Source organism: Telluria sp. ZT3P25 (assembly GCF_059685895.1).
Map to the genome: position 1 here is coordinate 3,967,427 of NZ_JCASIJ010000001.1, position 20,205 is coordinate 3,987,631.

Genomic DNA, 20,205 nt, shown 5'->3' on the forward strand with positions numbered 1-20,205 from the left:
GGATCAAACAGGTAAGGTCATGGCCTGGGCGGCGGCGGTCTGGTCGCGGCGGAACTGCTCCAGCTTGTCGGCCAGGGCGTCGTCATTGGCAGCCAGGATCGCCACGGCGGTCAGGGCCGCGTTGGCGGCGCCCGCTTCACCGATGGCGAACGTCGCCACCGGCACGCCTTTGGGCATCTGCACGATCGACAGCAGAGAGTCTTCGCCACGCAGGTACTTCGACGGCACGGGCACGCCCAGCACCGGCACGATGGTCTTGGCGGCCACCATGCCAGGCAGGTGCGCCGCGCCGCCGGCGCCGGCGATGATCGCGCGCAGGCCGCGCGCGCGGGCCCTTTCGGCGTAAGTGAACATTTCGTCCGGCATGCGGTGCGCCGAAATCACCGACGCTTCAAATGGCACGCCGAACTGCTTCAGGATCGCGACCGCGTTCTGCATCACGTCCCAGTCGGACGACGAGCCCATGATGACGCCGACGAGCGGCTTGGATTGCTCGGTCATCGCTTATGCCTTCAGCTTTTCGCCGGTCAGGCGTTCGATGGCCTCGAAATACTTGGCCTGGGTTTTATCGATGACGTCCTGCGGCAGGTTTGGGGCCGGTGCGGTCTTTGGCCACTCGGTGAGCGTTTCGAGATAGTCGCGCACGAACTGCTTGTCGAACGATGGCGGCGACATGCCCGGCGCGTACGAGTCGGCTGGCCAGAAGCGCGACGAATCGGCGGTCAGCACTTCGTCCATCAGGTGCAGCACGTTGTTGTCGTCCAGGCCGAATTCGAACTTGGTGTCGGCGATGATGATGCCGCGCGTGGCCGCGTATTCGGCAGCGGTCGTGTAGAGCTTGATGCTGATGTCACGCATCTTGGCGGCCAGTTCGGCGCCGATTTTTTCTTCCATCTGGGCGAACGAGATGTTTTCGTCGTGCTCGCCCAGATCGGCCTTGGCGGCCGGCGTGAAGATCGGCTCCGGCAGCTTTTCAGCCTGCTGAAGACCGGCTGGCAGCGAAATGCCGCAGATGGCGCCGCTTTGCTGATAATCCTTCCAGCCCGAACCGATGATGTAGCCGCGCACGACGGCTTCGACCATGATCGGTTTCAGGCGCTTGGCCACGACCGCGCGGCCGGTTACCTGCTCGACCTCGTTCGGCGCGACCACGCTTTCCGGCGTGACGCCGGTCAGGTGGTTCGGCACGATGTGGCCGAGCTTCTCGAACCAGAAATCGCTCATCTGGTTCAGTACCTTGCCTTTGCCGGGAATCGGCTCGTTCATGACCACGTCGAAGGCCGACAGGCGGTCGGTGGTGACGATCAGGATCTTGTCGTCGCCAACGGCGTAGTTATCGCGCACCTTGCCGTGACCGAGCAGTGGCAGGGACTGAATGGAGGATTGGTAGAGGCTGTTCATAGATGGGGTATCAGGAAAGCGGAACCGGCGGAACGGGCCGCCGGTTGTGAAAGTCAGGCGGTAAGGCCTGGTCAATGCGATATTTTACGTCAATTTGCGACGCGGGCGATCGAACCCGGGGATGGCGGCGTTGCCGCCATCCGTGCGGTTTATTGAACGATCTGCGACAGCTCGCCGGCCTTGTAACGCTCGGCCATCTTGTCCAGCGGGATCGGCTTGATCTTGTCGGCCTGGCCTTCGCAGCCGAACGACAGGAAGCGCGCCTTGCACACGTCCATTGCCGCTTCGCGCGCCGGCTTCAGGTAATCGCGTGGATCGAACTTCGACGGATTCTGGAACATGTACTTGCGAATCGCGGCCGTCATCGCCAGGCGAATGTCGGTGTCAATGTTGATCTTGCGGACACCGTGCTTGATGCCTTCTTGAATCTCTTCGACCGGCACGCCGTAGGTCTCTTTCATGTCACCGCCGAATTCGCGGATGATCGCCAGCAGCTCTTGCGGCACCGACGACGAACCGTGCATCACCAGGTGGGTGTTCGGGATGCGTGCGTGAATCTCTTTGATGCGGTCGATCGCCAGGATGTCGCCGGTTGGCTTGCGCGTGAACTTGTACGCGCCGTGCGAGGTACCGATGGCGATTGCCAGGGCGTCGCACTGGGTGCGCTTGACGAAGTCGGCGGCCTGGTCGACGTCGGTCAGCAGCTGCTCGCGGGTCATGGCGCCGTCGGCGCCGTGGCCGTCTTCCTTGTCGCCCATCATCGTTTCGAGCGAACCGAGCACGCCCAGTTCGGCTTCGACGGTCACGCCGATCGAGTGCGCGAACTTGACGACTTCTTGCGAGACAGCGACGTTGTATTCATAGCTGGCGACGCTCTTGCCATCGGCTTCGAGCGAACCGTCCATCATCACCGACGAGAAGCCCGAACGGATCGCGGCCATGCAGACGGCCGGCGACTGGCCGTGATCCTGGTGCATGACGACCGGGATGTGCGGATACGCTTCGACGGCAGCGTCGATCAGGTGACGCAGGAAGGCTTCGCCCGCGTACTTGCGCGCGCCAGCCGATGCCTGCATGATCACCGGGCTGTTGACAGCGTCGGCGGCAGCCATGATGGCCTGCACCTGTTCGAGGTTGTTGACGTTAAATGCCGGCAGGCCGTAGCCGTTTTCGGCGGCGTGGTCCAGCAACTGACGCAGTGATACGAGTGCCATGGTAGTACTCCAAACAATAAAGAAACTTGTCGGGAAGCGGCGCGCGCCGAGCGCGGCATGCCGAGAAACGAGCATGCCGTGAACGCATCAGGCGGCGCGTCGCGGCCCTTTAATCATATTCGCCCACACGCACGATCTTGAGCGCATTGGTGCCGCCGGCTTCGCCCATTGGCGAACCCCACGTCACCACGATCAGGTCGCCCTTGCGCACGTAACCTTCATTCATCAACAGCTCTTCAGCCTTGCGCAGCACGGCGTGGCTGCCACCCTCCTGCTCCAGGTGGAAGGCGCGCACGTTGCGGTACAGCGAAGCCTTGCGCTCGGTCGTCTTGAGCGGGGTGAGTGCCAGGATCGGCGTGTCGATGCTGTGACGGCTCATCCACAACGCGGTCGAGCCCGATTCTGTCAGCGCCACGATCGCTTTCACGCGCAGGTGGTGCGCGGTAAACAGCGTACCGTACGCGATGGTCTGGTCGATGCGGGTGAACTGTTTGTTGAGGAAGTCGACGTCGACCTTGTTGTATTCGGACATCTCGGCTTCGAGGCAGACCGCGGCCATCATCTCGACGGTTTCGATCGGGTACTTGCCCGATGCGGTCTCGGCCGAGGTCATGACGGCATCGGTGCCGTCCAGCACGGCGTTGGCGACGTCCGAGACTTCGGCGCGGGTCGGCACGGCGTTGACGATCATCGACTCCATCATCTGGGTCGCCGTGATGGCCAGCTTGTTCGAATCGCGCGCCATGCGGATCATGCGCTTTTGCAGCGCCGGCACGGCGGCATTGCCCACTTCGACGGCCAGGTCGCCACGGGCGACCATGATGCCGTCCGATGCGTCCAGGATCTCTTGCAGCAGCGGAATCGCTTCGGCGCGCTCGATCTTGGCGATCATCATCGGCTTGTGGCCGTATGGCTCGCCGGCGATATTGGCCAGCTGGCGCGCCATTTCCATGTCGGTGGCGCTTTTCGGGAACGAAATGGCCAGGTAGTCGGCCTGGAAGCTCATCGCGGTCTTGATGTCTTCCATGTCCTTCGACGTCAGGGCCGGTGCGGTCAGGCCGCCACCCTGGCGGTTGATGCCCTTGTTGTTCGACAGCTCGCCGCCGACCTTGACGGTGGTGCAGATTTCGTGGCCGGCGACGCGGTCGACGATCAGCACGATCAGGCCGTCGTTGAGCAGCAGCCTGTCGCCCGGCTTGACGTCGCGCGGCAGCGCCTTGTAATCGAGGCCCACGCGTTCCTGGTTGCCCAGTTCGCCGTTCTCACCCCACTTGGCGTCCAGAATGAACCGGTCGCCATTGTTCAGGAAGATCTTGCCTTCTTCAAACTTGCCGACGCGGATCTTCGGACCCTGCATGTCGGCCATGATGGCCACTTCACGGCCGCACTCGGCGGCGGCGCGGCGTACCAAGGTGGCCCGGTCGATGTGATCCTGGGCCTTCCCGTGCGAAAAATTAAGGCGCACGACGTCGACGCCGGCGCGGATCATTTTGACGAGAATATCGAAGTCGGTCGATGCTGGGCCGATGGTTGCGACGATCTTGGTGCCACGGTACATGAAGTGTCCTTGTAAAAAACAAAGCGCAGCCACGGCTGCGCTAGGGTCTCATTTATGCTGCAGACTGCGCGCTGCGTTGCAGCAGGATATCCACCGCCGGCAGCGTTTTTCCTTCGAGGAATTCCAGGAAGGCGCCACCACCGGTCGAAATGTAGCCGATCTGGTCGGCAATCTTGTATTTTGCGATCGCGGCCAGGGTGTCGCCGCCACCGGCGATCGAGAAGCCCTTGGAATCTGCGATGGCCAGCGCCAGGGTCTTGGTGCCCTCGGCAAACTGGTCGAATTCAAACACGCCGACCGGACCGTTCCAGACGATCGTGCCAGCCGTGGCGACCTGCTCTGCCAGCATGGCGGCGGTCTGCGGGCCGATGTCGAGGATCATGTCGTCGTCTTGCACGTCAGCCACCAGCTTGACGGCGGCGGCGGCCGTTGGCGCAAATTCCTTGGCGCACACGACGTCGACCGGAATCGGCACTTGCGCGCCGCGCGCGGCCATTTTGTCGATGATCGCTTTGGCTTCGTTCACCAGGTCGTTTTCGACCAGCGACTTGCCGATGTTCAGGCCGACGGCCTTCATGAACGTGTTGGCGATGCCGCCGCCGACGATCAGGTTGTCAACCTTGTCGGCCAGGCTTTGCAGGATGGTGAGCTTGCTCGAGACTTTCGAGCCGGCGACGATCGCAAGCAGCGGACGCTGCGGCTGGCCGAGGGCCTTGCCAAGTGCGTCGAGTTCAGCGGCCAGCAACGGGCCTGCCGCGACGACCGGTGCAAACTTGGCGATGCCGTGCGTGGTGGCTTCGGCCCGGTGCGCAGTGCCGAACGCATCATTGACGTACACATCGCACAGTTTGGCCATTTTCTGGGCCAGCTCGTCGTTGTTTTTCTTTTCGCCCACGTTCACGCGGCAGTTTTCAAGCAGCACGACCGAACCCGGCGCGACATCGACACCGTCGACCCAGTTTTGCTTGAGTTCGACCGGCTGGCCGAGCAGCTCGGACAGGCGCGCGGCGACCGGCGCCAGGCTGTCTTCCGGCTTGAACGCGCCTTCGGTCGGCCGACCGAGGTGCGACGTCACCATCACTGCCGCGCCCGCCTTGATGGCGGCCTGGATCGCCGGCACCGAAGCGCGAATGCGCGTGTCTTCGGTGATATTGCCAGCGTCATCTTGTGGCACATTCAGGTCGGCGCGAATGAAGACGCGCTTGCCCTGCAGGGCGTTCTGATCGATCAGGTCTTGCAAACGGGTGAAACGGCGGGAAGCGTCCATTGGTCAGCGTGGCAATAGTGAAAAAACGTCATTGTACATTAGGCTGCGGCGCCAAAAACGTGCAGGACGCGCAGGAGGGTGAACACAAGCATGCCGAATAAAATCGTCAGCAACATGTTACGGCGCCACACATAGAACGCAAACGCGGCAAGCCCCGCCAGCAGCTTTGGATTGGCCAGCGTGAACTGTAGCTCACCCTGCGGATCGATCAGAAAATCGGGCCCGATGATGGCCGCCAGCGCGCAGGCCGGCGCATAGCGCAGCATTTCCTGCACCCGTGGCGGAATCGATACGCGGTGGCCGATCAGCCAGAACGAACTGCGCGTGGCGGCCGTGGCCACGCACAGCACGCCAATCACCACCCAGATTTCCCAATCAGCCACGGCGCGCCTTTATTTTGTCCATTGTTTCTTCGATGACCATCGCCGTCACCATCCCGACCAGCACCGCCAGCAGCAAGCCCAGCTTGTACGGCAACTCGTAGGCCAGCACCGAGACCGTGCCCGCCACCAGCACGCCACACAAGGCGGCGCGGTTGATCATCAGGGGCACCATGATGCAAAGGATGGCCAGCGTGCCGGCAAAGCCCAGGCCCCATTCGGCCGGCACGGTGCTGCCCAGGAATACCCCGATCACCGAGCCGATCTGCCAGGCGCCCCAGTTCGGGAACATCAAGCCCTTCAGGTACGACAGCTTGCCCACCGCCGGCGTTGGACTCGGATATTTCTGCAAGAACAAGGCGACAGAAATATCGCCCGAGATATAGCCGAGATACAGGCGCTGGCGCCACGGCAAGTGGGCAAAGTGCGGCGCGAGCAGCGCCGAAAAGATCACGAAGCGCAGATTGACGACCAGCGCCGTCGCGAAGATGACCCAGATCGGCGCCTGCGCCGCGATCAGTGGCAGCGATGCCAGTTGCGCCGAGCCGGCGAACACCAGCAGCGTCATGCCCAGCGCCTGCGGCACGGACAGGCCGCTCTTGACCATGGCAATGCCCACTACCAAGCCCCAGGCGGCAATGCCGAACAGCGTCGGCAGGCCGGTCTTGAATCCGTCGCGAAACGCGTCGCGATCGGGTGCGTCGCCAATCGTGACCGGCAGCTGGCCAGCCGGCTCGCCGGCGTTTACGGACATGACGGTGTGGCGTTCGTGCAACTTCCAGGCGTCGAAATAACGGCCGGGACGACAGCGATGATCTGGAAACAGTGGAGCATGAAACGCATGGAATGGGTCGACGCCACTTGAGAAAGGAGCGCTTGGGCTCAATATGTTGAGCGCATTATTTTACGGTCATTTCGACAATATGGGGAATCCGTTAGAATCCTGTCTTTGCCCACCTGCCAGACGGAGACACCAGATGACCCAAAAGACGATGCCGATCGTGGAACTCACGGCCAAAGAACTGCCGGCGCACTGCCCGAACCCGGCCATGCCGCTGTGGTCGTCGCACCCGCGCGTCTTCCTCGATTTTGACCACCATGGCGAGGCGAAGTGCCCGTATTGCGGTACCGGCTACCGCCTGGCGCCGGGCACAGTGCTCAAGAACCACTGATCTTTCGGGCGTACGCGACTGCGCGCGCCCCTCTCCTTCCTTCTTCATGCCCTACCGCGCACCACGCTGGCTGCCTGGCGGCCATCTCCAGACCATCTACCCGGCGACCTGCATCGCCAAGCCGCCCGTTGCCTACCGCCGCGAGCGCTGGACGAGTGCGGACGGCGACTTCGTCGATCTCGATTTTGTCGATGGCCAGCCGGGCCAGCCGCTGGTGGTGCTGTTTCACGGCCTGGAAGGCTCGTCCGACAGCCATTACGCACGGGCGCTGATGGCGGCGCTGGCCGCGCGCGGCTGGTCGGGCGTGGTGCCGCATTTTCGCGGCTGCTCGGGCGAGCCGAATCTGGCGCCCCGCTTCTATCACTCGGGCGACGCCGCGGAAGTCGAGTGGATCGTGCGCTCACTGCGCGCCCGCCATGCCGGTGTGTTCTACGCGTCTGGCGTCTCGCTAGGGGGCAACGCGCTGCTACGCTGGCTGGGCGAATCCGGCCATGGCGCTTCGATTATCGATGCGGCGTGCGCGGTGTCGGCCCCACTCGACCTGGCACGCGGCGGCGCGGCGCTGTCGTCGGGTTTCAACATGATCTACACCCGCATGTTCCTGCAGACGCTCAAACCCAAGTGCCTGGCCAAGCTCGACCAGTTTCCAGGTCTGTTCGACCGCGCCGCGCTGCTCGCCGCGCGCGACCTGTACGCATTTGACAATGTGGTGACCGCGCCGCTGCACGGCTACCGCGACACCGATGACTACTGGCACCGCGCCAGCGCGCGCCATGTGCTGGACGCGATCACCGTGCCGACACTGGTGCTCAATGCGCGCAATGATCCGTTCCTGCCGGGGATGTATTTGCCGACGACAGCATCGGCTGCGGTGACGCTCGAGTATCCGGCCACGGGTGGGCACGTGGGCTTTCCGACGGGGCCGTTTCCGGGACGGATCGACTGGCTGGCGCAGCGGATCCTGCAGCATTTCGATGGCGTGGCGGGCACGCGCGCGCTGACCGGCGCCGAACTGTGCGATGCTGGCTGACACTATGGACGATATCGTAAAACAGGCAATGGCCAAGTGGCCAAACGTACCGCACTGCTACGGCTGGCTCGCGCTCGATGCGCGCGGCCACTGGCGCATGCGCGACGAAGCAACCCAGCAGGCCGGCTTGCCCGGCGACCGACTCGAGAACGAGAAACTGGTGGGGTTCATCAACCGCAATTACCTGCACGACGAACGGGGCAACTGGTATTTCCAGAACGGCCCGCAGCGCGTGTACGTGAATCTGGAGGCCGCGCCGTTCATCGCGCGTACCGATCCGCAGCAGGGCTTGTTGTTGCAGACCGGGCAGGCGCTGACGGCTGTCGAGCACGTGTTTCTGAGCGATGCCGGCGCCGTGCTGTTCGTGGCCGGCGAGATCGTGGCGCAGCTCGATGACCGCGATGTGGCGCAGGTGCTTGGCCAGTTCACGCTGGATGGCCGCAGCGCATCGGACGACGCCGTAATGGCGTGGCTGGGCGGTGGCGCTGGTACGTTGACATTGCCGTGGCAGGGCAAGGTCTTCACTGTGGAACGGGTGGCGGACGCCGACTTGGCGCAGCGGTTCGGGTTCAACAGGATGCCGGCACCCTGACCCTGGCCGTCAATCGTCCTTCTCTTCCTTGTCCTTCTTTTGCTGCGCCTCGAGTTCGCGCGCACGTGCATCGATCACGGCCTGGTCGTAGAACGATGCATCGCGCGCCTTGCGCGCCAACTCGAGCTGCGCCATCGCGGCCGGCGTGGCGCCGGCCAGCACATACGATTCGGCCAGCGCCATGTGCTGCAGCGCGATCTTGCCCTGCTTCGCGTAGGCCTTGGCCAATAGATCCTGTAGCTTGTATTCCTCGCGGTATTGCTGCGACTGGTCACGCAGGAAGCGCGTGGCGTCGTCAAACTTGCCCGTCGCAATCATGGCGTCGGCGTACTGGTGCGCGAGCGAGCGCGACAGCGGGAAGCGCGCGTGCATCGCCTCGGCTTCCTTCACGGCTTCGGCCAGCACCGATGCCGGCTGGGCGGGTGCCATCTTGATCTCCAGCGCCAGGCCGGCGTACATGGTCGCGCCATCGCCGACGTTCGACGCCACCGACAGCACGCCATCGCGCGGTTTCATCGTCTCGCGCGACTTGTCGAGCCAGCTTTGCGCATCGGCCAGATTGCCCTGCTTGAGCGCCAGGTAGGCCAGGCCATATTGGGCGCCAGCCTGCTGATAACGGTGCGTTTCCCTGAGCTGCGTGTTGAACGCGCTGCGCGTATTGCGCTGGCCCTGCTCGCTTGGCTCCTGCAGTACGCGGATGCGTGCGCGCACCAGGTGAAAGTCGAGGCTGTCGACGCGCTGCTTCTTGGGCATCTCGCGGATGCGCGCCTGCATGTCGCTGATGCGCTCCTGCGTCAGCGGGTGGCTGCTCAGGTTGCTCAGACCTGTCGGCAGTTCGCCATACAACTTTGACGCATTTTGCAGGCGCCGGAAAAACGCGACGATGCCGGTCGTGTCGTAGCCGCCCGCCTCCATGATCTGGAAGCCCACGCGGTCGGCCTCGCGCTCGGCCTCGCGGCTGAAGTTCAGCTGGCGCTGGACCACCAGGCCCTGTCCGCCCATCAGCACGCCCATTGCCGCATCCGAGCCGGCTTTGGCAGCCAGCGCTGCAAGGATCATCGACGCCAGCGGCAGCAGGATATCCTGGCGTTGCTGGCCCAGCATGCGCGCGATATGGCGTTGCGTGACGTGGCCGATCTCGTGCGCCATGACGCCGGCCAGTTCGGATTCGGTCTGGGCTGCGATCACCAGGCCCGAGTGCGCACCGATGAACCCGCCCGGCAGCGCGAACGCGTTCAGCGCCGCATCGCGCACGGCAAAAAAGTGGAAGTCGGCATTGGTCTCGCCGCGCGCGCCCGGCGCTGCAGCCACGAGGCCATTGCCGAAGTTGTTCAGGTATTCGGAGATCGGTTCGTCGTCAAGGTAATCGCGGTCGCGCCGGATGTCGCGCATGATCTCTTCGCCCAGCTTGCGCTCGACGACCGGCGACAGGTCGACCCGCGCGGTGTCGCCCAGCGTGGGCAGGTGGATGTGATCGGCGCGTTTGAGCGGATCGGATTGGGCCGCCACGGCAAACGCCGCCGTCGTGCACAAGGCAACGGCAGTGAGGATGGGGCGCCAGCGGCGCACGGATGCTGGTCGGACGACAGATTTCACGGTGCTATCATAACCGTATCCGCATGCGCCCTGCTGCTCCCAGAACACTTTGTTACCCAACGATATCGACCCTTCATGACCCCTTCCAACCCGAACACAGACCATCTGACCCACTTCGACGCCACCGGCCAGGCCCATATGGTCGATGTCGGCGCCAAAGAGGACACGCACCGCATCGCGGTGGCCGCCGGCACCATCCGTATGCAGCCGGCCACGCTGGCCCTGATCACGTCGGGCAGCGCAAAAAAAGGGGACGTGATCGGCATCGCCCGCATCGCCGCGATCATGGCCTCCAAGCGCACGAGCGACCTGGTGCCGCTGTGTCACCCATTGCCGATCACGCGCGTGGCGGTCGATTTCGAGATTGATGAGGCGGCCAACAGCGTCCATTGCCGGGCGCAGGTGGAAACCATCGGCAAGACCGGCGTCGAAATGGAAGCGTTGACGAGCGTGCAGGTGGGCCTGCTGACCGTGTACGACATGTGCAAGGCAGTCGACCGCGGCATGGTCATAACCAATGTGCGGGTGCTGGAAAAGCATGGCGGCAAGAGCGGTGACTGGACTGCCGCCATCGACGCCTGACTCAGTTAAGGACTTTCGGCAACGGCAACCCTTCCGTGATGGCCAGATGTTCCATCGCATCTTCCATCACGACGCGCGCGCGGCCTGCCGCCATCTTCAGCCGCGCATGCAGCGCCTCGTCACCCGGATTGCGGTGGGCGCACTGGTCGCTGTAGCGCTCGAAGCTGGAAATCATCATCAGGATCTCTGACAAGTGACGGGGACATTCGCAATCGAGGCGGATGCCGGCCGCCGTCATGATGTTGCCCAGCGCCTCTTCATCGAAGCGGGGCGGCGCTACGGGCGGCAGCGGCTGCTCCTGCAGCGGCGGACGGTGGCCCGTCAGCGCCGACTGGCACAGTAACGCCAGTTCTGACAGGTCAGCCGGAATGCGCGCCACCAGGCAGCCTTGCGAGCGCAGGGCGCGAATCGTGGCACTGGAACAAAAGCGGTACAACACCACGACGGCTGCGACACCGCTGGCCTCACGCGCGGCGGCAATTGGCGCCAGGCCGGTATCGTCGAGTTCGGATTGTTCGATCACCAGCACGTCAGCCCCGACATCGCGCGGCAGCGCCAGCGCCTGTGTCAGCGTGGCGCAATGCCCGCGCACGTCCAGGCCCAACGCAGCTTGCCCGGTGGCGGCGATCCGGCGCGACAGCATGGCGCCGACCAGCAGCACGCGCGCTGGCGAGGTGGCAATCGCCCTCGCCTGGCCATCCAGGCCCAGCATCGATTGCAGCTGTTCACGGTTCAAGCCGGCCAGCACGCCGATCGAATGGCCCTGGTCGACCAGTTGCTTGAGCAGGCCCAGTCGCGCGACCTGTTCGGCCGAATACAGGCGCTGGCCACGCTCGGAGCGCTGCGCATCCGACAGACTATAGCGGCGCTCCCAGACGCGCAGCGTTTCTACCGGCAAACCCGCCAGACGCGCAGCTGCGCCGGTTCGGTACATGATCGGTTCATGATGTGATCTTAGCGAGTTTTCCATAATAGCGTCCCTTTATTGAACCCTTATTATGCTACAAAAACGGTGCACATGTTAGACAAGGGAACAAAATAAGCCTACATTGGTCTTAACGCAGTTCACATCGAACTGCAAAAACCATATGGAGTCATACGATGAAAAAATTTCTGATCGCACTGCCACTCGCCTTCGCCTTCGGCGCCGCCAACGCAGCAGATATCGTTGATACCGCCAAATCGGCTGGCACGTTCAATACGCTGGTCACGGCTGTCCAGGCTGCCGGCCTGACCGACACCCTGAAGGGTCCGGGCCCGTTCACCGTATTCGCACCAACCGATGCCGCATTTGCCAAGATTCCAAAAGCCAAACTCGACGCACTGCTGAAAGACAAGGCCGCGCTGACCAAGGTACTTACGTACCACGTGGTGCCAGGCACCGTGAAAGCAGCCGACGTCAAGCCAGGTGACGTCAAGACCGTCGAAGGCAGCGCCTTCAAGGTCAAGGTCGCTGGCGGCAAAGTCATGGTCGACAAGGCCACTGTCACCAAGACCGACATCGTCGCCGACAATGGCGTGATCCACGTCATCGACACGGTCATCATGCCAAAATAATCACAAACTTCCTGTACGTTAGGGAACGTTGAGGCGCCCCTGCTGCCCGGCATTGCCGGATCGCGGGGGCGTTGTCGTATGGGCTGGCCAGGCGCGCGTGGTACATTCCCGGCTTGCCTGCGGCACCCGGCCGCGGGACTGATCGACGAGGATGGCATGAAATTTCGTTTGATGACGGTGGCAGCGGCGACCCTGGCCGCCACCACCGCTATGGCCGCGCCGCGCGGCTTCACCGTGGAAGACCTGGTCAATATGGAACGGGTCGGTAGCCCGGCCGTATCGCCCGACGCCACGCGCGTGATTTACACCGTGCGCAGCACCGACATGGAAAAGAACCGCGGCAACACCCAACTCTGGATGATCGACCTGCGCGCCGCCAAGCCGACACCGCAGCGCCTGACCGACCATGCGTCGAGCAGCGCTGATCCGGAATGGTCGCCGTCGGGCGACGCCGTGTACTTCCTGTCCGCGCGCTCCGGCTCGTCGCAGGTTTGGCGCCAGCCGGTGGCCGGGGGCGCACCCGTCAAGGTCACCGACCTGCCGCTGGACGTCGACAACTTCCGCGTCGCGCCCACGGGCGATCGGCTGGCGTTCAGCCTGGCGGTATTCCGCGACTGCGCCGACGTGGCGTGCACCAAGGCCCGGCTCGACGCGAAAGAAAAAGAAAAGGCCACCGGCAAGGTCTATGACCGCCTGTTCGCGCGCCACTGGGATACCTGGAGCGACCACCGCAATGCGGTGCTGTTCTCGGCGCCGATCGGCGCGGCAGGCGCGATCACAGGCGAGCCGGTCAGCCTGTCGGGTTCGCTCGACGGCGACGTGCCCTCGAAGCCTTTTGGTGACCGCGAAGAATACCGCTTCAGCCCGGACGGCAAGACGGTCGTGTTCTCGGCCCGCATCGCCGGCAAGACCGAAGCCTGGTCGACCAACTTCGACCTGTACAGCGTGCCCGCCGCAGGCGGCGCTGCCCCACGCAACCTGACGGCGGACAATCCGGCCTGGGACACCAAGGGCACGTTCTCGCCCGATGGCCGCACCCTGGCCTACCTGGCGATGGCGCGACCGGGCTTTGAGGCCGACCGCTACCAGATCATGCTGATGGATGTGGCGACTGGCCAGAAACGCCCGCTGGCAGCCAACTGGGATCGCTCGGCTGGCAGCCTGGTCTGGCGCGCCGATGGCAAGGCGCTGATCGTCGATGCGGAAGACATCGGCCAGCACCGCCTGTTCTCCATCGACGTGGCAGGCGGCAAGGTCACTCCGCTGACCGACACCGGCGCCGTGGGCGCATTTGATCTGCGCCGCGATACGCTGGTCTATACCCATGCGAACCTGTCCGCTGGTGCGCAATTGTTCTCGATGAAGCTGGGCGCCAAGCCAAAGCAGCTGACCACGTTGAACACCGAGCTGCTGAAAGACGTGCGCTGGGGCGAGGCCGAGCAGTTCTCGTTTGCCGGCGCCAATGGCGACACCATCTACGGTTACGTGATGAAGCCGTGGAATGCGCAGCCGGGTCAACAATATCCGGTGGCGTTCATCGTCCACGGCGGGCCGCAAGGCAGCTTCGGCAACAGCTGGAGCTACCGCGGGAATCCGCAGACCTATGCCGGCGCCGGCTACGCGGCCGTGTTCATCGACTTCCACGGTTCGACCGGCTACGGCCAGAAGTTCACCGACTCGATCAGCAACGACTGGGGCGGCAAGCCACTGGTCGACCTGCAAAAGGGCTACGACGCTGCAGTCAAGAAGTTCCCGTGGCTGGACCGTTCACGCGACTGCGCGCTGGGCGCGTCGTACGGCGGCTACATGATGAACTGGATCGCCGGTAACTGGTCGGATGAGTTCAAGTGCATCGTCAATCACGACGGCGTATTCGATACACGCGGCATGGCGTACTCGACCGAGGAGCAGTGGTTCACGGATTGGGAAAATGGCGGGCCGTACTACAAGGTGCCGGAGAACCATGAGCGCTTCAATCCGGTTCATCACGTTTCCAAGTGGAAAACGCCGATGCTGGTGATCCAGGGCGATCTGGACTTCCGGATTCCGACGGCGCAGGGGTTGGGGACGTTCACGGCGCTGCAGCGTCAAGGGGTCGAGAGCAAGTTGCTGGTGTTCCCGGACGAGAATCACTGGGTGCTCAAGCCGGCCAATTCGGTGCAGTGGCATCACACGGTGAATGCGTGGTTGGATCGGTTCTTGAAGGCGCAGCCAGAAGAGTAAAAGCTGTAATGCAAAAAGCCCGCTGGGAAGCGGGCTTTTTTTATAAGGTAAAGCGTTGAGCTTTACAATTACACGCCAGTGCAGGTGCTGACAGGACCAGCAAGTTTCTGTGCAACGGTGGTTGCGCAAGTCCACTGACCCGTGTCTGCATCGCGAGTCAGCGTGATCGTCTTGGTGGCAACTCCGGAAGAACCGCCAACAATCGTGGCAGTGATTACGCCAGCGGACGTGGCAGTGGTAACAGCAATCGTTGAGTTACCGTTAGTGGCTTGAACGCCGATCGGAGCTGAGCCAGCAGGAACAGCGCCGCCTTCGCCAGGGATCGCTGGGGTCAAACCATCGTTCAGTGCAACTTCGAAGCCGGTCTTGGCAGGCGAAACTTCAGCCAGCGCCGAAGCGAACTTGGCTTTTGCTACATAATCCTGGTATGCCGGAATGGCGACGGCAGCCAGGATACCGATAATTGCCACGACGATCATCAGTTCGATCAGGGTGAAGCCGCCTTCGGCCTTTTTGGTTTGCATTTGCTTGAAGTTCATTTTAAATCTCCGGGTTGGGTATTTCAAAAAAGTGGACCTACGTATCTTGTGCTGCTCACTGCTACGCTTTCTTATATGCAAGCGCTGTGCCAGCCCAAAAATGGCGTAAAACGGTCGATTTTATGCACAACAAACCAACAAACGCCTGTGCCAGAACAAAAAACGGCACCTGGAATGACAAATTTTGTCAGTGCCGCACGGCAATTTTTGTCATTCATGGTCTGGATCAACAAAAAGTGGCGCACCAAATAGAAAACGGGGAGCTCATGCTCCCCGTTTTAGCTTTCGATCAACAGATCGTCAGAATTACAGCATGGCCTTCAGCAGACGCGCCATTTCCGACGGGTTCTTGGTGACGGTAATGCCGCAGGCTTCCATGATTTCCAGCTTGGCTTGCGCAGTATCCGCACCGCCCGAGATCAGCGCGCCGGCGTGGCCCATGCGCTTGCCTGGTGGCGCGGTGACGCCAGCGATGAAGCCGACGACTGGCTTCTTCATGTTGTCCTTGATCCAGTAAGCCGCGTTGGCTTCGTCCGGACCACCGATTTCGCCGATCATGATGACCGCGTCGGTATCAGGATCGTCGTTGAACATCTGCATGATGTCGATGTGCTTCAGACCGTTGATCGGGTCGCCGCCGATGCCGACTGCCGACGACTGGCCCAGGCCCAGTGCGGTCAGCTGTGCAACTGCTTCATACGTCAGGGTACCCGAACGCGAGACGACGCCGATGCGGCCCTTGCGGTGGATGTGACCTGGCATGATGCCGATCTTGATTTCGTCAGGGGTGATCAGGCCTGGGCAGTTAGGGCCCAGCAGCAGGGTCTTCGAACCCGACTTGGCCATACGGTCCTTAATTTCCATCATGTCACGGACTGGAATGCCTTCGGTGATGCAAATTGCCAGGTCCAGCTCGGCTTCGACGGCTTCCCAGATGGCAGCGGCTGCGCCTGCTGGTGGAACATAGATCACCGACACGTTGGCGCCGGTTTCTTTTTTCGCTTCAGCAACGGTCGCGAAAATCGGGATGCCTTCGAAATCTTCGCCGGCTTTCTTCGGGTTCACGCCAGCAACGAATGCTTCCTTGCCGTTTGCGTACTCGCGGCACATGCGGGTGTGGAACTGACCGGTCTTGCCGGTGATGCCCTGGGTGACTACTTTGGTATCTTTGTTGATCAGAATCGACATTTTTTTATTTCCTTAGCAATTAGGCTTGACCGGCAGCAGCGGCGACGACCGACTTGGCTGCGTCTTCCATCGTGTCTGCGGCGATGATTGGCAGGCCCGATTCGGCCAGCATCTTCTTGCCCAGGTCTTCGTTGGTGCCCTTCATGCGCACGACCAGCGGCACTTGCAGCGAAACGGCTTTCGATGCAGCGATCACGCCTTCGGCGATGACGTCGCAACGCATGATGCCGCCGAAGATGTTGACCAGGATGGCTTTCAGGTCAGGGTTCTTCAGCATGATCTTGAACGCTTCGGTCACTTTCTCAGCCGTGGCGCCACCGCCGACGTCGAGGAAGTTGGCTGGCTCGCCGCCGAACAGCTTGATGGTGTCCATCGTGGCCATGGCCAGGCCGGCGCCGTTCACCAGGCAGCCGATGTTGCCGTCGAGCGAGATGTAGGCCAGATCGAATTTCGATGCTTCGACTTCAGCTGGATCTTCTTCGTCCAGATCGCGGTAAGCGACGATTTCAGGACGGCGATACAGTGCGTTCGCGTCGAAGTTGAATTTGGCGTCCAGAGCGATGATCTTGCCGCTGCCGGTGACGATCAGCGGGTTGATTTCGGCCAGCGATGCATCGGTTTCCCAGTAGGCTTTGTACAGGCCTTGCAGGTTGGCGCGTGCATCGGCGATCGAGCCGGCTGGCACACCGATCTTGGCGGCGATGTCATCAGCCTGCTCATCGGTCAGGCCGACTTTCGGGTCGATCACGATGTTGTGGATTTTTTCCGGATTGCTGTGCGCGACTTCTTCGATGTCCATGCCGCCTTCCGACGAGGCCATCAGCACGACTTTCTGGCTGACGCGGTCGGTGACGAGCGAGACATACAGTTCTTGCTTGATGTCGGCGCCTTCTTCGACCATCAGGCGACGGACTTTCTGGCCTTCCGGGCTGGTCTGGTGCGTGATCAGCTGCATGCCCATGATCTGGTCAGCGTATTCCTTGACCTGCTCGAGCGATTTGGCGACCTTGACGCCGCCGCCCTTGCCGCGACCACCAGCGTGGATCTGTGCCTTGACGACCCAGACCGGACCACCCAGTTCTTCAGCAGCTTTGACAGCCTCTTCGACCGACATGCACGGAATGCCGCGCGGAACGGTCACCCCGAATTTTCGGAGGATTTCTTTGCCCTGATACTCATGGATCTTCATGCTGGCTTCCCTTCTATCTATTACTGAATTAGAAACGGTTGAACTACAAAAAAAACAAACGACGACTTAACCCGCCACGGCCTTGATGGACCAGCGCGGGTAATATTTGGCCACGGCGGGGCCGTCGCTGCGCAGGGCATGGCAACGGTCGAGCTCAAATGGACGGTCGGATGACGTGACGCCTTGCCCGCCGGGGGCATCGACGGTATCGTCAGCAAAGGCTTGCAGCGCTGCAGTAGGCAGCACCTGGGCCAGTTCGGTCAGATGGGTGCAGCCGAGCACGCCGGACAGGCGGTCTTTCAGATGCAACCGGAAATGGTTCACGAGCGAGAGCCCGATCAACTTCTTGTAGGCAGGGCCGATGGTATCGCAAAAGCCCGGATACGGGACGGCATCGGATGCGGCTTCGGCATCGACGATGTTCATGTCACGGTCGATCGTGACGCGCAGCTTCAGGTCGTGCACTGGCGTGCCGCCGGGCCGTTCGCCGGAAACAAGTTCAACAGTACGCGTTTTCACATCGCGGATGCTGGCATCAAGATCCCACATGCCATCGTCGCGCGCATAGGCGTCGACTGTGATGGCGCGCGTATGCCGGAGCGAGCGCGATACGGGAAGAGACAAAGGCATAAATACCAGTGCCGTCGAGACGGCGGTTAGTGATGCAGCCGGTGTGCTAGTGCACGTCACCGCAGCTTCTGCGGCAACAACCGCTCATGCGGCGCTGCTTAAACCCGTAAAGTTTATCACAGCGTCCCGCCCGGCGCATCGCTAAAAGGGCACATCCCGGCCTGCGTCGCAGGAGATGCACGGACTTGGCAGGCGCTTCAGAGCGTGTTTGACGCATATGGTATGCGCATGAAGGACACAGAATCATGACTGCCATTCATGAAGTGAATGAGAGATATGGGTTTTGGTTGTTGACCTGCACCGACGTACAAAGGCGCCAGCGTGCAGCGCCATCGCCCGTTGAGGAATATGCCTTGGCATATCGGGGATGACGCTCCACGCTGGCGCCTGGAGGTAGCATCAGCTCATGACTGAATCCGATGATGACAGCGATGACTGGTCGGAGTCAGCGATGACTAGTCGGGAAACTCGTCGTCACCGGGCGTGCCCTGCATCGCCGCCCGTGCGGCGCGCTGCGAAAAACCACGTTGCAGCAGGAACCGCATCTGTTTGGCGCGCGCCGCGGCATCCTCGGCAACCGTGCCGAACTTGCGTTGCCAGACTTCGACCGCACGCGCGGTCTCGCTGTCGGACAGCCCGGCCTTGATGTCGACCAGCGCCTCGGTCGTTAATCCATGACCTTTCAATTCGGCCATCACGCGACTGTCGCCATAACGGCTCGCTTTACGGTTGACCAGGGATTCGGCAAAGCGCTCCTGCGACAACCAATTGTTTTTTTCAAGAAAATCGAGCAGGGCATCGACGTCATCGCCCTCTTCCGCATACTTGGACAGCTTGCGGCGCAATTCGAAGCGGCTGTGCTCGCGTTGCGACAGATAGCGCAGCGCGCGGCCCTTGAGACTGAGTACGGGTGCTTGCATGGGTAACGTCAGCCCATCAGCGTGGCGCCAGGCGCCGGTGGCAAGCTGCTGCCACCGCGCCCTGCGCCAGGCTGATTATTCACCAACCGCCTGCAGCTTCGGCTTGTCGTCACCACCGATCGTTGGTGGCAGTTCGCGCACACCCAAGGCGGTACGGACCTTGTTTTCGATCTCACGCGCCAGGGCTGGACGGTCACGCAGGAACTGACGCGCGTTGTCTTTACCCTGACCGATACGCTCGCCGTTATAGCTGTACCACGAGCCCGACTTCTCGACGATTTTGTTATCTGCGCCGAGATCCAGAATTTCGCCTTCACGGGACGTGCCTTCGCCATAAAGAATGTCGAAGTGCGCTTCTTTGAATGGTGGGGCGATCTTGTTCTTGACGACCTTGACCTTGGTTTCGTTACCGATCACTTCGTCACCCGACTTGATCGAGCCGGTACGACGGATATCAAGGCGCACCGACGCGTAGAACTTCAGCGCGTTACCACCGGTGGTGGTCTCAGGGCTGCCGAACATGACGCCGATCTTCATGCGGATCTGGTTGATGAAAATGACCAGCGTGTTGGTGCGGTTGATCGAGCCGGTGAGCTTGCGCAGCGCTTGCGACATCAGACGCGCCTGCAGGCCTGGCAGCGAGTCACCCATGTCGCCTTCGATTTCGGCGCGTGGCGTCAGGGCTGCGACCGAGTCGATGACGACCAGGTCGACACTGCCCGAGCGCACCAGCGCGTCGGTGATTTCGAGCGCCTGCTCGCCGGTATCCGGCTGCGAGATCAGCAGTTCGCTCAGGTTGATGCCGAGCTTTTGCGCGTAGGTGACGTCGAGTGCGTGCTCGGCGTCGATGAACGCGCAGGTGCCACCCAGTTTTTGCATCTGGGCGATGGTCTGCAGCGTCAGGGTGGTTTTACCCGACGATTCAGGACCGTAGATCTCGACGATACGGCCGCGCGGCAGGCCGCCAACGCCCAGCGCGATGTCCAGGCCCAGCGAGCCGGTAGAGACCGTTTGTACTTCTTCGACCGGCGTGTTCGCATCCATGCGCATCACCGAGCCCTTGCCGAACTGCTTTTCAATCTGCGCCAGGGCGGCAGCCAGCGCCTTGCCCTTATCAGCGGCGTTCAATGCGGTTTTTTTGTCGTCCATGGTGTACTTTCTGTCGTG

The 20,205-nt window shown here is 62.1% G+C and carries 21 protein-coding genes; 6 read left to right on the forward strand and 15 right to left on the reverse strand.

All coding sequences use genetic code 11. The annotated features are described in order from the left end of the window. Window positions 1-3: 3 nt before the first annotated feature. From purE to AC56LY_RS17590, 7 genes are all read right to left on the reverse strand, one after another. Window positions 4-501 carry a 5-(carboxyamino)imidazole ribonucleotide mutase gene (gene purE / locus AC56LY_RS17560; protein ID WP_499581600.1) on the reverse strand — a complete coding sequence of 166 codons (498 nt, stop codon included), beginning with the start codon at window positions 499-501 and terminating at the stop codon, window positions 4-6. Window positions 502-504: 3 nt separating this feature from the next. Continuing rightward, window positions 505-1,401 (reverse strand): phosphoribosylaminoimidazolesuccinocarboxamide synthase, encoded by an 897-nt coding sequence (locus tag AC56LY_RS17565; protein WP_499581602.1) that lies wholly within the window; start codon window positions 1,399-1,401, stop codon window positions 505-507. 149 nt (window positions 1,402-1,550) lie between these two features. Next, entirely contained in the window at window positions 1,551-2,615 is a 1,065-nt protein-coding gene (fba, locus tag AC56LY_RS17570) for a class II fructose-bisphosphate aldolase (RefSeq protein ID WP_183556144.1), read from the reverse strand. Window positions 2,616-2,724: 109 nt separating this feature from the next. Continuing rightward, window positions 2,725-4,173: a pyruvate kinase gene (pyk, locus tag AC56LY_RS17575; RefSeq protein WP_183556143.1), complete on the reverse strand. Its 1,449-nt coding sequence runs from the start codon at window positions 4,171-4,173 to the stop codon at window positions 2,725-2,727. Between the two features lie 52 nt (window positions 4,174-4,225). After that, window positions 4,226-5,440 (reverse strand): phosphoglycerate kinase, encoded by a 1,215-nt coding sequence (locus AC56LY_RS17580; protein ID WP_499581604.1) that lies wholly within the window; start codon window positions 5,438-5,440, stop codon window positions 4,226-4,228. Between the two features lie 38 nt (window positions 5,441-5,478). Beyond that, a complete protein-coding gene (locus AC56LY_RS17585) occupies window positions 5,479-5,823 on the reverse strand; it encodes an AzlD domain-containing protein (protein ID WP_499581606.1) in 345 nt (114 codons plus the stop codon). Next, on the reverse strand, window positions 5,816-6,574 hold the full coding sequence (locus AC56LY_RS17590; RefSeq protein WP_183556140.1) for an AzlC family ABC transporter permease: 759 nt from the start codon (window positions 6,572-6,574) through the stop codon (window positions 5,816-5,818). Before AC56LY_RS17590 ends, AC56LY_RS17585 begins: the two co-directional genes overlap by 8 nt. 223 nt (window positions 6,575-6,797) lie before the next feature. On the opposite strand from AC56LY_RS17590, the gene AC56LY_RS17595 reads away from it, so the two are divergent. From AC56LY_RS17595 to AC56LY_RS17605, 3 genes are read left to right on the forward strand one after another with little or no spacing between them, the layout of a single operon-like run. Continuing rightward, on the forward strand, window positions 6,798-6,992 hold the full coding sequence (locus tag AC56LY_RS17595) for a zinc-finger domain-containing protein (RefSeq protein WP_499581608.1): 195 nt from the start codon (window positions 6,798-6,800) through the stop codon (window positions 6,990-6,992). Between the two features lie 46 nt (window positions 6,993-7,038). Further along, the gene (locus AC56LY_RS17600) at window positions 7,039-8,022 is read left to right on the forward strand and encodes a YheT family hydrolase (RefSeq protein WP_499581610.1); all 984 of its coding nucleotides are present in this window, start codon (window positions 7,039-7,041) and stop codon (window positions 8,020-8,022) included. A 4-nt stretch (window positions 8,023-8,026) separates the two neighbouring features. Beyond that, on the forward strand, window positions 8,027-8,614 hold the full coding sequence (locus AC56LY_RS17605; protein WP_499581612.1) for a DUF2946 family protein: 588 nt from the start codon (window positions 8,027-8,029) through the stop codon (window positions 8,612-8,614). A gap of 9 nt (window positions 8,615-8,623) precedes the next feature. On the opposite strand, the gene AC56LY_RS17610 is transcribed toward AC56LY_RS17605, so the two are convergent. Next, window positions 8,624-10,210 (reverse strand): M48 family metalloprotease, encoded by a 1,587-nt coding sequence (locus tag AC56LY_RS17610; RefSeq protein ID WP_499581613.1) that lies wholly within the window; start codon window positions 10,208-10,210, stop codon window positions 8,624-8,626. A 75-nt stretch (window positions 10,211-10,285) separates the two neighbouring features. Between AC56LY_RS17610 and moaC the strand changes: the two genes are divergently transcribed. Beyond that, window positions 10,286-10,792: a cyclic pyranopterin monophosphate synthase MoaC gene (gene moaC / locus AC56LY_RS17615; protein ID WP_499581615.1), complete on the forward strand. Its 507-nt coding sequence runs from the start codon at window positions 10,286-10,288 to the stop codon at window positions 10,790-10,792. Window position 10,793: 1 nt separating this feature from the next. Here the strand turns inward: moaC and AC56LY_RS17620 are convergent, their stop codons facing one another. Next, window positions 10,794-11,726 (reverse strand): MerR family transcriptional regulator, encoded by a 933-nt coding sequence (locus AC56LY_RS17620; RefSeq protein ID WP_499581617.1) that lies wholly within the window; start codon window positions 11,724-11,726, stop codon window positions 10,794-10,796. Window positions 11,727-11,893: 167 nt separating this feature from the next. Between AC56LY_RS17620 and AC56LY_RS17625 the strand changes: the two genes are divergently transcribed. Together AC56LY_RS17625 and AC56LY_RS17630 are read left to right on the forward strand one after the other, a co-directional pair. Beyond that, a complete protein-coding gene (locus tag AC56LY_RS17625) occupies window positions 11,894-12,349 on the forward strand; it encodes a fasciclin domain-containing protein (protein ID WP_183556134.1) in 456 nt (151 codons plus the stop codon). Between the two features lie 156 nt (window positions 12,350-12,505). Continuing rightward, on the forward strand, window positions 12,506-14,572 hold the full coding sequence (locus tag AC56LY_RS17630) for a S9 family peptidase (protein WP_499581619.1): 2,067 nt from the start codon (window positions 12,506-12,508) through the stop codon (window positions 14,570-14,572). 68 nt (window positions 14,573-14,640) lie between these two features. On the opposite strand, the gene AC56LY_RS17635 is transcribed toward AC56LY_RS17630, so the two are convergent. The 6 genes from AC56LY_RS17635 to recA all read right to left on the reverse strand — a co-directional run bounded on the left by AC56LY_RS17635 (window position 14,641) and on the right by recA (window position 20,187). Then, on the reverse strand, window positions 14,641-15,111 hold the full coding sequence (locus AC56LY_RS17635) for a pilin (protein ID WP_499581621.1): 471 nt from the start codon (window positions 15,109-15,111) through the stop codon (window positions 14,641-14,643). Between the two features lie 306 nt (window positions 15,112-15,417). After that, window positions 15,418-16,299: a succinate--CoA ligase subunit alpha gene (gene sucD / locus AC56LY_RS17640; RefSeq protein WP_343026256.1), complete on the reverse strand. Its 882-nt coding sequence runs from the start codon at window positions 16,297-16,299 to the stop codon at window positions 15,418-15,420. Between the two features lie 19 nt (window positions 16,300-16,318). After that, window positions 16,319-17,488 carry an ADP-forming succinate--CoA ligase subunit beta gene (sucC, locus tag AC56LY_RS17645; RefSeq protein WP_499581623.1) on the reverse strand — a complete coding sequence of 390 codons (1,170 nt, stop codon included), beginning with the start codon at window positions 17,486-17,488 and terminating at the stop codon, window positions 16,319-16,321. A 66-nt stretch (window positions 17,489-17,554) separates the two neighbouring features. Next, window positions 17,555-18,118 carry a DUF2889 domain-containing protein gene (locus AC56LY_RS17650; protein ID WP_499581625.1) on the reverse strand — a complete coding sequence of 188 codons (564 nt, stop codon included), beginning with the start codon at window positions 18,116-18,118 and terminating at the stop codon, window positions 17,555-17,557. A gap of 455 nt (window positions 18,119-18,573) precedes the next feature. Next, complete coding sequence (gene recX, locus AC56LY_RS17655; RefSeq protein WP_499581627.1) at window positions 18,574-19,038, reverse strand: recombination regulator RecX; 465 nt, start codon at window positions 19,036-19,038, stop codon at window positions 18,574-18,576. Window positions 19,039-19,113: 75 nt separating this feature from the next. Then, a complete protein-coding gene (recA, locus tag AC56LY_RS17660; protein WP_183556129.1) occupies window positions 19,114-20,187 on the reverse strand; it encodes a recombinase RecA in 1,074 nt (357 codons plus the stop codon). Window positions 20,188-20,205: the final 18 nt, after the last annotated feature.